Source organism: Campylobacter sp. BCW_6468 (assembly GCF_001762865.1).
Lineage (GTDB): Bacteria > Campylobacterota > Campylobacteria > Campylobacterales > Campylobacteraceae > Campylobacter_D > Campylobacter_D jejuni.
Window position 1 is genome coordinate 114337 of record NZ_MJXQ01000030.1, and the last position, 16514, is coordinate 130850.

A 16514-nucleotide genomic window follows, 5' to 3' on the forward strand; every position below is an offset into this window, starting at 1 on the left:
TTCCTTATATATTTTTTGTTTCATTTTAACCTTAAAAGCATTAAAAAATTATGAGTTTTTAGAATATTTGCTTTATTTTTCTAAATTTAAAAAATGCACCATTTGTCCTAAGGCTATGGAGCTATCATTACAAGGGTACTTTAAAGGTATAAAAAAATCAAAATTTTTAGCTTTTAAAATTTCAAGCAAGGTTTTGTTTTGAAAAACCCCTCCGCTTAAAAGCACTTTTAAATCATAATCTTTGCTAAAATCTATGATAAAATTTGCCAAGGCATTAAACATACCTGTAATCGCCTTAGTTTTTTCATCTTGCAAAGCCCCTAGGATTAAATTTTTAAAATTAACCTGCCCTTTTTCTACAAAAAGCTTATAAGAAAAATCAAGATTTTTATCATAAAAAGCTTCACACATTAAGCCAACTTGAGCTTCATAAGAACTTTTTTCTAAGTTAAAAACAATACTTCCAAAAGCATCGATAATGCGTCCTAAAGAACTTGTTTGTAAGTTAGAATGAGAATAAATTTTTTTAAGATTTTTAAGTTTAATTTTTGGAATTTTTGCTAAAAAATCCTTAGCCTTATCTTCTAAATCATAATGAAAAATAAGACTTAAGGCTAAATTTTGTATATTTTTAATATCACTATTTATAAGAGTGAAATTTTCAAAATGTGCAATTCTTTCATATTCTTTTAAATTTCCTACAAAAACTTCTCCACCCCAAATTTTACCATCTTCGCCATAACCTGTTCCATCACAAATAAAAGCTAAAGCCTTTTCATCTTTTGCAAAATTTTCTTCGTATTCAAAATAAGCCGCACAAAAATGCGCATAATGATGAGAAATTTTAATCCTTTCTTCAAATTCTTTTGCATAGCTAAAATGCGGGTGTTTATCGCACAAAATCGCATCAAATTTCAAATCATAATTTTGTTTAAAAAATTCTAAAAGTTTAAAAAATCTCTCATGCACATCAAGACTTTTCAAATCCCCTATATAAGGAGAAATTAAAAGTTTATTTTCATAAAAAATCACAAATTCATTTTTAAGTTCCGCACCCAAAGCTAAAAAAGTGCCTTTTTTATTAAAATTTCTTTCCAAATAAAAGGGATTTAAACCCCTTGAAGTACGCAAAAACATAGTTTTGCCATTTACCACTTGAGCTATGCTGTCATCACTTGCATTGATAATTTCCCTATCATAATCCAAATAAAAATCAAAAACTTTATCAAGTTTTTGACGCAAATTAAACTCATCTTTAATGATACTTTCTCCGCTTAAATTTGCACTCGTTGCTACAAGGCTTCCTTTAAAATACTCAAAAAGCAAAAGATGTAAAGGCGTATAAGCTAACATAATACCGATTTTATCAACATCAGGAGCGATTAAAGAAAAGGCTTTTTTTGCCTTTAAAATCACAATAGGAGCCAAAACCCCACCAAGCAAAGCTTCTTCTTTTTCATCTATAAAGGCAAGTTCTTTAGCACTTTGTAAATCTTTACACATCAAAGCAAAGGGTTTTTTGGGGCGATTTTTTCTAAGTCTTAGAGTTTTTAAAACTTCTTCATTAAACGCATCACACATGAGATGAAAACCGCCCATGCCTTTAATGGCTAAAATTTTACCTTCCTTTAAAAACTTCGCACTTTGCATAAAAGCTTCTTGATCTTTGGCTAAAATTTCACCCTTTGGATTTTTAAGAAAAACATTGATTTTGCATTTAGGACAACTAATAGGTTGGGCATGAAAACGCCTATTTTTAGGATCTTCATATTCACTTTTACAAAACTCACACATCAATAATTCTTGCATAGAGGTATTAAATCTATCATAAGGAAGACTTTTTATAATACTAAAGCGTGGCCCACAATGTGTGCAAGTGATAAAAGGATATAAAAAGCGTGGATTTTTTTCATCAAAAAATTCTTTTTTACACTCCTTACAAAGCGCAAAATCGCTTAACATAGGCGTGCTTTTTGTATTCTCTAAAGAAGGAGTAATGCTAAAATTCTCATAGTTTGAAATAGAAATTTGCGTGATTATAAGCTTATCTATTCTTGCTAAAGGTGGAAGATGATTTTTTAAATTTTCTATGAAATTTTCACATTCTTTTTGAGTGCAAGCAAGGATGATTTCTATCCCAAAACCATCATTTCTTACTTCTCCAAAAAGCTTTGATTTCAAAGCTAGTTCATAAACTAAGGGGCGAAAACCCACCCCTTGAACTAGACCTGAAATTTTGATCTTATACCCTAAGTGGCGCATCGCTTAACTGACAATTTTTAAGATGTTTTAAAGTATTTTTAAGTAAAGATTTATGTTCAAACAAAGATCCACTTATAAGTGCTAAATCACTTTGCTTTTTCTCTCTTAATTCATCATAAGTATCACGCAAGAAATAAGCCAAACTCTCAACCGCTCCATAAGCGATATTAGCACTATCTACACCTGCTAACATAAAACTCATAGCAGATCTTAAGGTTCTTGTATAATCAAAACTTTTATCTTCTTTCAAACGATAATCAATCTTTACTCCACGAGGCATTTTTGACTCATCAGCGATTTTTAAAAGCTCGCTAGCACTCTCTTGTAAATTTTTACCCAAATTTAGCACTCTACCTACTAACCCAAGCAAAGAATAAAAATTGTTTTGAAGCTCAAAATTTTCATCTAAAAGAGGAAATTCCTTGCTAAAATTTTCTAAAAGCCTTGCACCAATTTCATCTTTTTTAATTTCTTCATAAAGTTCTTTGCTGTGTTTTGGCAAGGAAAGTTTAAGCAAATTAAGCTCTTTATTGACAAGCAAAATATCTTCATAATCCTTACTAAGCTCTAAAATAAAAGCCTTTTCTTTATAACGGCTTACAAGATAAGAAATTCTTGCCATATTTTTATCTTCTTTAGAAAAAATAAGCTCTCTTGCCTTAGTATTGATAAATTCAAAGCCTTCCAAAACCACCACTTGCTCATCTAAAGCACTGATATAAAAATCTTTTTGATACTCTTCTATCTTTTTTACGCTTAAAAATTTATACTCATTTTCAAAAAGTTTCAAACCTAAAGCAAAACAAAATAAATCCCTAGCAAGTCTAATTTTAAAATCACTAAAATCAAGATTGTGATTTTTTCTAAATATGGCATTAAGCCTTAGTTTCATCAAAGGTTTTTCTAAACTTGCAAGAAGTTTTAAATTTTCATTTGAACAAACAAAAACTGAATTTATAGCTTTAATATCACAAGGAAGTAAAAAATCTCCTATAAATTCGTTCTTAAACAAAGAAAATTCATAAATGCCATTTTTATCTTTCAAATAAATCTTTTTTTCTTGACTTAACAAATCAAAGGCAAGATTTAAAAAAGTATTGAAATTTTCTTCATTGATTTTTTCAAATTCTGATAAATTGCTTGAAAATTCACACTCACAAAACACGCCCCATTCGTTTTTGTTTAAAAGTTTTTTTTCTTGATAAGCATTAGAATTTAAATGAGTAATATAAGAAAATCTTGAAAATTCTTTATCTTCTGGTATACAAGGGTTAAAACCCTGCCCCGCTTTTACATCAAATTTTTTCAAAAAAACGCTATGACTCATGAAATTCAAAGAATCACAAAAAGTCTTTAAATTTTCTTCATCTGCATCGATAGAAAAATGATAAGTATTTTCTTCTTTACTAAGGATATAATTGTAATTTTTCGCATAAAAACGCAATAAATATTCAAAAATATCATTATCTGCATTATAAATAAAATCAAAATCCAAAGTCATATTATGCCTTTTTTGAAAAATAAACTATAAATATAACATTTTTAACTTAAAAATTCTTTCTCTCTTTGCCTAAAATCACTCATAAAATGCTCTATAAAAGTATAAAATTCTTTGCTATGATTGGGAAATTTTAAATGGCTAATTTCATGCAAAATCACATATTCAATAGCTCTTAAACTCTTTTGAATGAGTTTTAAATTTAAATTAATATAAGCTTTATTGTGATTGCAAGAACCCCAACGTGTTTTCATATTTTTAATGCTTAAATGCGTGTAAAATAAGCCTGTTTTTTTACTCCATTTTTTAAGATAAAAAGTAAAAATCTTTTTAGCATTTTGTCTTAAAAATAAATCCAATTTTGCTTTATTTTGACAAATTATTTTATCTTTATCAAAATAAATTTTTTTGGCATTTTCATCAAAAATGATTTGATATTTTTTAGCTAAAAAGATTAACTCATCATCTTTTAAAACTTTTTTTTCAAATCTTGTTTTTGCCTCATTCATCCAAGAACTTGATTTATCTAAAAACTCATAAACACTTTTAAAGGTGCAAAAATAAGGAATACTAAGAACAAATTCACCCTTTTCATTTAGCCTTAATCTTAAAGTTTTTATGCATTTTTTAGAATAAAAATAGCACTCATCTTTATAAATAAATGATTTTAAACTAGAGCTTTGCCTTGCCATTTTTTACTTTTCCATCTGTATGAATTTACCATTCCACGCAAAAACTCATCTGCACAAAACCCTATCCAAACCCCTAAAATTCCAAGATTAAAATGAAAACAAAGCACATAACCCACAGGCAAAGATACCCCCATCATAAAAACAAGTCCGCTAAAAAATGGAAACTTAGCATCGCCACTTGCGCGCAAGGAATTAACCATAACTATATTAAAAGTTCGTGAAATTTCAAGAAAGATTGAAAGAGCAAATAAAGGTATCATTAAATTTTTTAGCTCTTCTTTAAGCCCTAAAATTTGCATAGTAAAATCTTGACAAAGATAGTTTAAAAACGCCACTAAAGCACTCGCTATTACACTAAAATATAAAGCACGCCAAGCATGTTTATAAGCGATATTTTCATATCTAGCACCGACTAATTTACCTACTATGATTTCATTAGCTATGCTTATAGCTTGTCCTATAAGCATGATAAGCATTGAAATTTGAAAATAAATCGTTTGCACACTCAAACTCGCCTCACCTAAGCTTGCTACAAAAGCAAAAGCTATAGTATATTGGACTATCCACAAAAGATTTTCCCCTGCTGAAAATCCTCCTATATTTAAAACCTTTTTTAAAACTTCTTTTTCAAGTTTTATCATTTCTTTGATTTTAAGATGAATTTTAAGTTTATAAAAAAGTATCGCAAACAAAGCAACTATAGCAACAATGCGAGCAAAAATATTACTAAGCCCTATTCCAAAAAGTTCTGACTTTGTATAATGCAAAACATAATAATTTCCACAAATCACCACTATATCCATCAAAAAACCTATAAACATGACCCAATAAGCCATATTATAAACCCTTACAATAGCAGCTAAAACAATACCTATGGCATCAAAAAACAAACAAATTGCAAGCATATGTAAGTAAATTTCGCTATCTTTGAGCAATTCTTGTGGAATTTTTAAAAGATAAAGCAAATACTCCCCATGCCATAAAATAAGCACACCGCATACAAAGCCTAAAAGTGCATTTAAGAACAAACTTTGATGAATCACTTTTCTTGCTAAAACATGATCTTTTGCACCAATTGCTTGTGCGATCACCACACTACAACCCACACTTAAAAATGAAAAAATAGTGATAAAAAGATCTAAAATTTGATTTCCAGCGCCCATAGCACCAACAAGAAAATTAGAATAATGCGACACCATAGCGGTATTGATAATCACGGTTAAATACTTAGAAAGCAAATCCCAAAATATAGGAAAACTGAGTCTTGTTAAGGAGAGTTGTTTTTTTGCCATGATGTTATCTTATCTCTTTTTTTAAATATTTTTTTAAAAAACAATTCTACTTAAAAATTACTTTTTTAAATATAAACATTTAATATACTCAATTTGTTATATTTAAAATAATTTGATGATTTTCTTCTTTGAAAGTATACACTAGCTCATCACATTTATATGAGACTTCCTTCTTGCAAATTTTATCTTGCAAAGGTTCTTTTAATATTTGCAATAAATGTTTTTTAAAAAATAATTTTGTGCTCAATCCCATTCCATGATTTAAATTTTTAATAAACTTATTATCAACTTGTGAAATAGCAAAAAATTCTACTTTAAAATTTAATTCTTTTAAAATATGTACAAAATTTTCCTTATTTTTAAAAGGAGATCTTTCATCAAAAATACTATGATATAAAATATATTTTGGATTTGGGTATAAGCTTTGTATTATTAGATGTTCTTTGTTTAATGGTTCTCTTATGATTTTTCTAGCATTTGAAAAATAATTTTTTGAAAATTTATTATTATTCCAATAAGTTTTATCACTTAAATATAAAAATATATTTTTAAATAAAGTATCATCATATGTTCCATGATATCTAGTAAAATCGATTTCTTTTCCAAAACCTATAAGTCTAAAAATATTTCCAAACAAATTAACAAAAGAAGAATTATCTAATATAAAATCAATACTCCAAGGAGCTATTTTTGCACATAAATTTGCTAAATATCCGCCATATGAATTTCCAAACAAAATCGTTCTAATACCCCCCCCCTCATTAGTTTAAATGGAGAATTTTCTTTTATATAAAAAATAGCATTTAAAATATCCATAGCTTGCATTATACCAAAATTTTGATATTCATTTTTAAATGGTAAAAAACTTACATGTGTTTTTAACTTATAGTTTTGATGTAATTGTTGATTTAATTTTAATTTTTGAATTTCTTGATCTATTCTTATAAAAGCATTATTTAGATTTTCATAAGAATTTATACCATAAACATTTATACATTTTAAATTTATAGCCTTTAAACTAGTATCTAAAATGAATTTATCTATATCATCCAAATAAAAACTAGAACCCAAATGAGGTCTATTTCCTATACAATGATAGTTAATATTAATAACAGCAACTTTATAATTTCTAGTCAAATAATCATCAATATAAATATAACTATTCATATCTTCAGCACCACCTGGAATAATACAAACAATAGCTTCTATTTCTTTACTATCATCATAAGTCAATCTAAATTCTAATTTACTTCCCCTTTTGATATTTAATTCTACATCATCACAAGAATCTATAGAATAAATTTGGTTTATAATCATATTAAACCTTTTTTTGAAATTTTTAATTAATTATATCATCAAATTTCCAAAAAATAAATCTCACCCAAAAGCACCACTTAAATAAGCTTTGGTTTTTTCTTGCTTTGGATTTTCAAAAAATTCCTTGCTTTCTCCAAATTCTATAAGCTCACCTAGGTGAAAAAATGCTGTATAATCAGCTACGCGTTTGCCTTGTTGCATATTATGCGTAACCATGATCATAGAAAGATTATGGCTTAATTCTTTCAAAAGCTCTTCAATCACGCCTGAACTTATAGGATCAAGTGCAGAAGTTGGCTCATCTAAAAGCAAAAGTTTAGGTTTGATCGCTAAAGCTCTTGCGATACAAAGACGTTGTTGTTGTCCGCCTGAAAGAGCTAGGGCATTTTGCTTTAATTTATCTTTAACCTCTTCAAAAAGCCCCACTTTTTGCAAGCAATCCACCACCAAAGCTTCTTCTTCATCTTTGTTTTTAATCATACCATGAAGTTTTGGTGCATAAGAGATGTTTTCATAAATGCTTTTTACAAAAACATTAGGTTGTTGAAAAACCATGCCTACATTTTTACGCAAGGCTACTACATCTTGATTTTTAACATCTTTTCCTTCAATTTCCACTAAACCATCGATTTTTGCAATTTTATCATTCATTCTATTAAAACAGCGCAAAAAAGTGGATTTACCACATCCTGAAGCACCGATGAGTGCAGTAATTTTGTTTTGTTCTATTTGCATATTGATATCAAATAAAGCTTGTTTTTTTCCATAAAATAAATTTAAATTTGTTGTTTTTGCTATCACTTTAATTTTCCTTGAAAATATTTTCTTAATAATATTGCACTAAGATTTAACACAACTAAAAGTCCTAAAAGCACAATAATACCCGCTGCGGTTCTTTCTAAAAATGCACGCTCTGGCATAGCCGACCATGAGTAAATTTGAGCAGGCAAAACGCTAGTTGAATCAAAAATCGAACTAGCTACATCAGGGATAAAGGCTATCATACCGATAATCATCAAAGGCGCAGTCTCGCCTATAGCCCCTGCTAAAGTCAAAATAGAACCTGTTAAAATCATAGGCATAGCTAAAGGTAGCATAATGCCTTTTACCATTTGAACCTTAGTCATACCTAAGGCATAAGCGGCATTTTTCATGTTAATATCCACACTTTTTAAAGCTGCCTTAGTTGAAACAATGATAATAGGTAAACTCATGATCGCCAAAGTAAGCCCACCCACTAAAGCACTTGAGCGAGGCATTCCAAAAAGATTGATAAACACTCCAAGTCCTAAAAGTCCAAACAAGATACTTGGAATACTTGCAAGGTTGTTAATACACACTTCTATAAAATGTGTAAGGATATTTTGTGGCGCAAATTCTTCTAAGTAAATTGCCGCTGCAACGCCTATAGGAACACTCACAACCATACAAACAAGCATAACAAGCAAAGTCCCTACAACTGAAGATAAAATTCCTGAATTTTCAGGAGATTTTGAGTCCCCATTTAAAAAGAAATTGCTATTAAATTTAAGCTCTATCTCGCCTTTTTGCACAAGATCATCGACTAAAGTTCTTTGTTTTTCACTAAGGCGATTATATTTTTGCTTCATATATTGATCTACTTCTGAATTTGCCAAAAGCCAAGATTTTTCAGCGATTTGTCCTGTTCTTATTTTTCTTTGTTCTGCGCGAGATAAAAGATCATAAGCAGGAGAATTTCTATTAGCCTCTACAAAAATATAGGTTTGCTTAAAAGCAGGAAATCCAAGATAAGCCACACTTCCTAAAAAGATACAAAGAAAAATTAAATTAATATAAAGCCCCATTTTACAAAGTCTTTTAAAAGACTTTGAAGCTTTTTGTCTTTTTTTAAAAAGTTTTTTCATAAATTTTTCCTTTTGTGAAAGCGATTGATAAGATAAACGCTAAACATATTGATGATTAAAGTGATGACAAAAAGCACCAAACCTAAAGAAAAAGCACTTAAAGCCAAAGAACTATCAAAAGCTTGATCTCCACTTAAAGCTTCTACGATTTTTACCGTTACCGTTGTCATATCTTCTAAAAAATTTAAAGTTAAATTTGGACGCAAAGAAGCTGCCATCACCACTATCATAGTTTCGCCTAAGGCTCTTGAAAGTCCTAAAAGACAAGCTGCAACTATACCAGGAATAGCCTCAGGTAAAATCACGGCAAAAACCACTTCTTTTTTTGTCATACCTAAAGCATAAGCGCCATTAATCCTTTTCTCGCTTACTGCTTCAATGCAATCTTGAGATAAAGAAGCCACTATAGGTACTATCATGATCCCCATGATAAAACCTGCGCCTAAAGCACTTTGAAAGCTTGCTTGTATGCCAAATAAAGAAAAAAACCACACTATAAAAGGCGCTACAACTATAGCCGCAAAAAATCCAAAAACAACAGTAGGAATCCCTGCAATGATTTCTAAAATAGGTTTTAAGTAATTTTTAGATTTTTTGCCAGCAAAAACACCTAAATATATAGCACACATAACCCCTAAAGGTAAAGCCGTTAGCATAGCAATCAATGAAATATAAAAAGTTCCCCAAAAAAGCGATAGCGCCCCAAAAACACCTTGTTTACTCGTGCCATCTGCATTCATAAAAGCTGCATCAGCTGCCCACTGACTTGAGAATAAAAAGGTAACAACGCTTTCTTTTTGAAAGAATTTTAAAGCTTCAATTAAAATTGTAAGCATGATAGCAAAACTTACTATCACGCTTACAAAAGCACATAAAAAAAGTGCAAATTTGATTATTTTTTCTTTTAACAAAGTTTTTCCTTAAAAAACTTTTCCAGCTTTTACAAGCTCATCATTTAAAATTTTTCTATCTTCTACGTGTTTTTGAGAAGCTTTTAATTTATCATCACTCAAAGGAACAAGTCCTATTTTTTCAAGCTCTCCACCACTTTTTGCCAAATCATCACTCATATAAATTTTTGCAAAATCAAAGGCTTCTTTTGGATTTTTCTTAGCATTGATATAAATAAACAAACTTCTTGCAAGTTCGTATTTTTCATCTGCGATGCTTTCTTCGCTTGGCGTAACACCATCGATATTAGCAGCATTGATTTTGTCTGAATTGCTCACTAAAAAGCTATAACCAAAAATTCCAAAAGCATCCTTATCAATAGTAAGTTTGGAAACGATTAGATTATCATTTTCACCACTTGGGATATAAGCACCATCTTGGCGTATGGTTTTATACTCGCCTTTATACTCAGGAATTTTTTTAGACACATCACTCATTACAAGCTCTTCTATAGTATCTCTTGTTCCTGAACTTGATGGTGGACCATAAACACTAATTTTACGATTTGGTAAATTTTTATTGATTTGATTCCAGTTTGTATAAGGATTTGGTATAAGTTTTCCATTTTGTGGAATTTCTTTTGCTAATGCTAAGAAAAGTTCTTTTTTTGTGATATTTAATGGAGCATTGGTTTTATTTTGAGCTAAAACTATACCATCATAACCTATCATCATCCCTACTATATCAGTTACCCCTGCTTTTTTGCAAGTTTCAAATTCGCTTAATTTCATAGGTCTTGAAGCATTAGAAATATCAGTAGTTCCTTCACAAAATACCTTAAATCCACCCCCTGTTCCCAAGCTCTCTACTATAGGGGTTTTTGTATTTTTAATCGAAGCATATTCTTCAGCTACAAAAGAAGTAAAAGGATACACAGTCGATGAACCTGCGATTTTTAAATCTGCTGCATTTAAAGCACCACAAAGTGCAAGACTTGCCACACTTAAAGATAGAATTTTTTTCATTTTTTCTCCTTAACTTTAAAAAAGTAATGGAAGTTTAAAAAAACTTGGAAACATTTTGGAAACATTTTTTATTTTGTATTTTTCTTAAATATAATTTTTAACTATCAAAAAATTTAGCTTGTTTTTAAAAAAATAATATATCATTATAAAACATTTTAAATTTTAATAAGGAGATAAGAATGCTTTCTAAAGAAGTTGTAAAATTACTCAATGAACAAATAAACAAAGAAATGTATGCAGCAAACTTATATCTTAGTATGAGTTCTTGGTGCTATGAAAACAGTCTTGATGGAGCTGGAGCCTTCTTGTTTGCACATGCAAGCGAAGAAAGCGATCATGCTAAAAAGCTTATCACTTATCTTAATGAAACAGATTCTCATGTAGAGCTTCAAGAAGTAAAACAGCCTGAACAAAATTTCAAATCTTTACTTGATGTTTTTGAAAAAACCTATGAACATGAGCAATTTATCACAAAATCAATCAATACTTTAGTTGAACACATGCTAACACATAAAGACTATTCTACTTTTAATTTCTTACAATGGTATGTAAGCGAACAACACGAAGAAGAAGCACTTTTCCGCGGTATAGTTGACAAGATTAAGTTAATCGGAGAACACGGAAATGGACTTTATTTAGCTGATCAATACATCAAAAATATTGCATTAAGTAGAAAAAAATAATCTTTGCCCTATTATGGGCAAATCTCGCTTTGGATTGAAGGTATGACTTATTTTTCTCTAGAATTTAGTATTTTAATGATAGCTTTTTTTGCTATTTATTGGACTTTTAAAAATAATTATAAAATACAAAATATTTTAATTTTAATTTTCTCTTATATTATTTATATTTTAATCAATCCTTATTTCGCCTTAGTTTTATTTATATATACCTTTTTTATACACTATTTTGCCTTGCTAATTTTTGTGCGTCGCAAGCGTTATATTTTCGCTACTTGCATGGCTTTTATTATTTTAAATTTATGTTTTTTTAAATACTTTCCTAGCATCAAAGGAAGTGTTGATGAGATATTAAATTTTTTCGGTTTAGAATTTTTAAATATTAATTTAGTATTACCAATAGGAATTAGTTTTTATACCTTTACTTCTATCACCTATCTTGTAGAAGTTTATCAAAAACGCCGTTTAGAAAGTTTTTTAAATTTAGCAACCTTCTTATCATTTTTTCCAACACTACTTTCAGGGCCTATTATGCGAAGTTCTTTTTTCTTTGAGCAGGCCTATCAAAAACGCGAATTTAAACATGCAAATTTAATCATCATCTTGCTTGTTTTTGGTATAGTTAAAAAAGTTTTAATAGCCAATTACCTTGGAATTTATGCTAAAAGTATTTTAGACTTTCCACAATCTTATAATTTCATACAACTTTTAAGCGCAATTTACGCCTATGCGATTCAAATATACTGCGATTTTAGCGGATATGTTGATTTAGTTTGTGCTTTTGCTTTAATGTTAGGTTTTACCCTTCCATCTAACTTTAACATGCCTTATCTTGCAAAAAACCTAAAAGATTTTTGGGCTAGATGGCATATCAGTCTTTCAACCTTTATAAGAGATTATATCTATATACCTTTAGGGGGCAATAGAAAAGGAATGTCACGCACTATAGTTAACATACTCATCGCTTTTATACTTTCAGGTATGTGGCATGGCAATACACTTGCTTTTATTGTTTGGGGTTTATTGCATGGTATTGGCATAGTTTTTATACATTTGCTAGCTTTAAGCAAATTTAGTTTACAAAAAATTCCAGCTTTAGGAAGATTTTTAACCTTTCAATTTGTATGTTTTACTTGGATTTTCTTTTACTATAGCAAAAATCTAGAAGATGCAATAGAATATTTTAAAGCTTGTTATTATAATTTCTTCCAAATTCCATCTTATAACGATATCTATATGTTGGTTGCTTTTGGGGTTCTTTTTATGATCTATCCTTTATTTATTAATTTTAAAGAATATTGCATTAAGATTTTAAATCTTACTCCATTTTTACTAAAACCTTTTATCATAGCTTTTATTTTACTTTTGGTTTTTGCTTTTATGCCAGATGGAATTCCTGATTTTATTTATTCGAGTTTTTAGATGAGTGTGGTTAGATTTTTCTTTATTTTGATTATAGTGCTTGGCTTGGTTGTTGTAGTTATGAATCAGAGCATTAGCTCTTATATAGAACAAAAATATCACTTTGCATTCTATCCTCATAATGATCTTTTAAAAGAAGCCAATGGCTTCAAAATTAAATTAGAACAAATTCGTGCAATTTTAAGCAACGAACCCTTGCCTCAAACTAATGAAGAAACTACAAATCAAGAAAATAAATCAATAGATGAAAACTTAAGTAAAATAGATAAAGTTCTAAACACTTTAGAAAATGATGAAAACACTTCTCATAAAGAAACAAATCCAACCTTAATCCGAGATGCAAATATTAGTTTTATCGACAATACCAAATTAGAACTACAAAATGGAGATGAGTTTTTATTTATCGGAGATTCTTTAATGCAAGGTGTTGCAATAGCCTTAAATAGAGATTTAAGAAATTTAAATCTTAAGGTAACCGATCTTAGCAAACAAAATACAGGCCTTTCTTATAAATCCTATTTTGACTGGTCAAAAGCCACCAATGAAGCTTTTGTTAAAAACTCAAATATTAAATATCTTGTTGTTCTTCTTGGTGCTAATGATCCTTGGGATATTAAAAAAGGAGGAAGTTATCATCGTTTTGGCTCCCCTTCTTGGATAGATATTTACACAAGTCGTGTAGATGAAATCATTAAGATCGCTAAAAAACATAAAGCCAAAGTTTTTTGGTTTGAAATCCCTCCTGTAAAAAGAGAGGAACTAAACAAAAAAATACAAATACTTAACAAAATTTACAGCGATGAAATTCTTAAAAATAAAGAAATTTTTATCAACACTAAGCTATTTTTTAGCGTCAATGATCAATACTCAGCTTATATAAAAGATGAAAACAATAGAAGTATAAAAGTAAGAACAGATGATGGGGTTCATTTTACTCCAAGTGGCGCAAGAGAAATGTCTAAACTTTTATTAGAACACATAAAACTTAAGGAAGAAAATGTTAGTAAATAAATTTAAAATTATCTTATTGTTTTTTATTATTTTTACTAGCTCTTATGCACAAAATTTAAATACAAATGACACAATAGATTCCATACTCAATCAAAACAAAAATCACTCTGCTTTAACAAGTTATGTATTAAAAAAAGATCTTAAAAATCTAGAAAAAAAATTAGAAAAAAATCAAAACATAGGAATTAGAATTTATGGAGATTCTCATATGGCGGCTGATTTCTTTCCGCGTGTCATAAGAGGATATTTAATCCGTTCTAACTCTATAGGTTTTGCCTATCCTTTACAGCCTAAATATCAACAAAATCTTAATCTTGTTTATTCTTATAAAAACTTTGAAATTTTAAACTCAAGAAATCCTGCTAATGCTGGACATAATTTTCCACTAGGTGGGATAATAGCCAAAGCAAAAACTAAAGGCGCAAAAATCAACCTTGATACAACCCTAGATAAAAAAAAATTCAAAATAGGATTTTTATTTAAGGCCAAGCAAAATACCAATGCTTTTAGCATCAAAGATGCAAAAAATCAAAGCTATGAGTTAAGAACTACACAAATTAACAAATGGTCTTATAAAGAACTAGAACTTGATCTTCCTTTGCAAATTTCAGCCTTACAAAAGGATGCTGAACTAGGAGGATATTTCATCACAAATAAAAATAATAATGTTTTCTTAGATACCATTGCAATCAATGGTGCCAAAAGTGATTTATGGCTCTCTTGGAATCAAACAGTTGTAAAAAAAGAACTAGAACTTTTACACAATGATTTAATTATTCTTGCCTATGGTTCTAATGATGCACTCTTTAAAGGGTTTGAAAAACAAAAATTTAAAAACAATTTAAAAAAATGGATTAGTATTTTAAAAACTTACAATAAAAACGCTGTTATCATGCTAATCTCTCCACCAACCGTAGTTCAAAAACAAGGTAAAAACTACAAGCTTGCTCCTGATTTTTTTACCATACGCAAAGCATTATATGAAGTTGCTAAAGAAGAAAAAACTCTTATCTTTGATATGCATCAGTTTATGCAAGATAGTGGGGGAAAAAACAAATGGATAGAACAAAAGCTTTCGCTCAATGATGTACATCTTACTATAAAAGGCTATGAGCTAATGGCTAAAAAGTTACTCGAGGATTTAAAAAATATCATCGATTATTAAATTTAATACTTAGGAAATTCTAAGTTTTTATCATTAAAACTTAAAGCTGTGATTTGATAGTAAGAATTAATGGTTTTTAAAAGATTAAATCTAGCTCTTAAAAATTCTTGCTGGGTAGAATTTAAAGTATTGTTTGCATCCAAATAATCTTTTAATTCGCTTTTTCCTAAAATATATTTTTCATAATACGCCTTAGTGATAAGCTCTTGTTTAATGTTAATATTTTGCAAATTTTGCAAGAGCAAGGTATCGCTTTGATAATCTTTATAATTCAATGCAAATTCATTCATCGCGCTTTGCAAGACTTGCTCATAAGAAATTAAAAGTTGCTCATAAGCAAATTGTGAAATTTTGATATTTTGCTTTACTCTACCATAATCTAAGAAAGGTAAAGAAATCTTAACATTGCCACTTAAAATTTCAAATTTAAAACTATCATCGATTTTTTTATCACTTCCGCTTAATGCTCCACCTAAAGAAATACTAGGCAAAATAGATTTTTGCATGGAAGAATAATCCTTAAAGGCTGATTTTAAGCTATTGAGTTTAGATCTCACATCTGCACGGTACGCTAAAGCTTTTAAAGGTATATTAAAATCAGGACTTAAGGTTTTAAAATCATTTAAAGATAAAGTTTTAAAATACTCTATATAAGCAAAACCTTCTTGCCTTGCCAATAAATCTTGTAAATTTTTTATGAGTAAATTACGATTTTGATCATTGCTTAATAAATTTTGTTTAGCTCTTAATAAGCTTTGTTCTATGTTTAAAAGATCTAATTCTTCTATTTTTCCAAGCTTGTATTTATAGTTATAAAGCTCTTTCATTTGTTCTAAATTTGAAAGATAAGCTCGAAGCAATTTATCTACATCGTTAAAATAAGCCAGCTCAAACACATCATTTAAAGCTGTATTGATCATACTTATTTTTAAATTTTCAAGATCATAAGCACTTGCTTTTGCACTAAATTCACTCGCACTTGCACTATCTCTTAATTTGCCATAAATATCAAGCTCATAGCTTAAATTTAAAGAATTATTGAAATTTTTACTTTGTTTGCCTGAATTTAAATCTTTATCCGCACCAAAACCCAAATTTCCACTTAAAGTCGGATATAAATCATAATCAATCAAATCAGCTCTAGCCAAAGCCGAAAGCAAAGTTTTTCTAGCAATATTAATATCACTATTATTCAATAAAACAAAATTTAGAAATTCATTTAATTTTGCATTATCATAAGATCTATACCAATCATAAGTAAGATTTAAATCTTTCATTTGTTCTTGAGTTAAATCAACTTCTTTAGGCAAGCTAAGTTTTACACCACAAGCGCTCAAGAAAAATGCTAAAAAAATGCTAAGTATTATTTTCAT

General features: G+C 29.1%; 15 protein-coding genes. 4 read left to right on the forward strand and 11 right to left on the reverse strand.

Going from position 1 to position 16514, the window contains the following annotated elements; all coding sequences use genetic code 11:
* Nucleotides 1–72: 72 nt before the first annotated feature.
* The 10 genes from hypF to AJ889_RS03405 all read right to left on the reverse strand — a co-directional run bounded on the left by hypF (nucleotide 73) and on the right by AJ889_RS03405 (nucleotide 10863).
* Nucleotides 73–2262 carry a carbamoyltransferase HypF gene (gene hypF, locus AJ889_RS03365; protein WP_032582488.1) on the reverse strand — a complete coding sequence of 730 codons (2190 nt, stop codon included), beginning with the start codon at nucleotides 2260–2262 and terminating at the stop codon, nucleotides 73–75.
* Nucleotides 2243–3763, reverse strand: a complete 1521-nt coding sequence (locus AJ889_RS03370) for a hypothetical protein (protein ID WP_002885455.1) — start codon at nucleotides 3761–3763, stop codon at nucleotides 2243–2245. The genes hypF and AJ889_RS03370 overlap by 20 nt, the downstream gene beginning before the upstream one ends.
* Nucleotides 3764–3804: 41 nt before the next feature.
* The gene (locus AJ889_RS03375) at nucleotides 3805–4452 is read right to left on the reverse strand and encodes a M48 family metallopeptidase (RefSeq protein WP_002852366.1); all 648 of its coding nucleotides are present in this window, start codon (nucleotides 4450–4452) and stop codon (nucleotides 3805–3807) included.
* On the reverse strand, nucleotides 4428–5744 hold the full coding sequence (locus AJ889_RS03380) for an MATE family efflux transporter (RefSeq protein WP_032584688.1): 1317 nt from the start codon (nucleotides 5742–5744) through the stop codon (nucleotides 4428–4430). Before AJ889_RS03380 ends, AJ889_RS03375 begins: the two co-directional genes overlap by 25 nt.
* Before the next feature lie 88 nt (nucleotides 5745–5832).
* On the reverse strand, nucleotides 5833–6480 hold the full coding sequence (locus tag AJ889_RS09620; RefSeq protein ID WP_002858554.1) for a DUF2920 family protein: 648 nt from the start codon (nucleotides 6478–6480) through the stop codon (nucleotides 5833–5835).
* On the reverse strand, nucleotides 6450–7061 hold the full coding sequence (locus tag AJ889_RS09625) for a DUF2920 family protein (RefSeq protein ID WP_010891868.1): 612 nt from the start codon (nucleotides 7059–7061) through the stop codon (nucleotides 6450–6452). Before AJ889_RS09625 ends, AJ889_RS09620 begins: the two co-directional genes overlap by 31 nt.
* Nucleotides 7062–7121: 60 nt before the next feature.
* Nucleotides 7122–7862, reverse strand: a complete 741-nt coding sequence (pstB, locus tag AJ889_RS03390; RefSeq protein ID WP_002776307.1) for a phosphate ABC transporter ATP-binding protein PstB — start codon at nucleotides 7860–7862, stop codon at nucleotides 7122–7124.
* Nucleotides 7859–8947: a phosphate ABC transporter permease PstA gene (gene pstA, locus AJ889_RS03395; protein WP_002885789.1), complete on the reverse strand. Its 1089-nt coding sequence runs from the start codon at nucleotides 8945–8947 to the stop codon at nucleotides 7859–7861. The genes pstB and pstA overlap by 4 nt, the downstream gene beginning before the upstream one ends.
* Nucleotides 8944–9858, reverse strand: coding sequence for a phosphate ABC transporter permease subunit PstC (pstC, locus tag AJ889_RS03400; protein WP_002776292.1), 915 nt, complete (start codon nucleotides 9856–9858; stop codon nucleotides 8944–8946). Before pstC ends, pstA begins: the two co-directional genes overlap by 4 nt.
* A gap of 9 nt (nucleotides 9859–9867) precedes the next feature.
* Entirely contained in the window at nucleotides 9868–10863 is a 996-nt protein-coding gene (locus AJ889_RS03405; protein ID WP_002859112.1) for a substrate-binding domain-containing protein, read from the reverse strand.
* A gap of 179 nt (nucleotides 10864–11042) precedes the next feature.
* Between AJ889_RS03405 and ctf the strand changes: the two genes are divergently transcribed.
* From ctf to AJ889_RS03425, 4 genes are read left to right on the forward strand one after another with little or no spacing between them, the layout of a single operon-like run.
* Nucleotides 11043–11546, forward strand: coding sequence for a non-heme ferritin (ctf, locus tag AJ889_RS03410; protein ID WP_002852256.1), 504 nt, complete (start codon nucleotides 11043–11045; stop codon nucleotides 11544–11546).
* Between the two features lie 42 nt (nucleotides 11547–11588).
* A complete protein-coding gene (locus AJ889_RS03415) occupies nucleotides 11589–12965 on the forward strand; it encodes an MBOAT family protein (RefSeq protein WP_070293256.1) in 1377 nt (458 codons plus the stop codon).
* Nucleotides 12966–13976 (forward strand): DUF459 domain-containing protein, encoded by a 1011-nt coding sequence (locus AJ889_RS03420; RefSeq protein ID WP_032581164.1) that lies wholly within the window; start codon nucleotides 12966–12968, stop codon nucleotides 13974–13976.
* Nucleotides 13963–15141, forward strand: coding sequence for an SGNH/GDSL hydrolase family protein (locus AJ889_RS03425; protein ID WP_002871373.1), 1179 nt, complete (start codon nucleotides 13963–13965; stop codon nucleotides 15139–15141). The genes AJ889_RS03420 and AJ889_RS03425 overlap by 14 nt, the downstream gene beginning before the upstream one ends.
* A 2-nt stretch (nucleotides 15142–15143) precedes the next feature.
* On the opposite strand, the gene AJ889_RS03430 is transcribed toward AJ889_RS03425, so the two are convergent.
* A complete protein-coding gene (locus AJ889_RS03430) occupies nucleotides 15144–16514 on the reverse strand; it encodes a TolC family protein (RefSeq protein ID WP_002858594.1) in 1371 nt (456 codons plus the stop codon).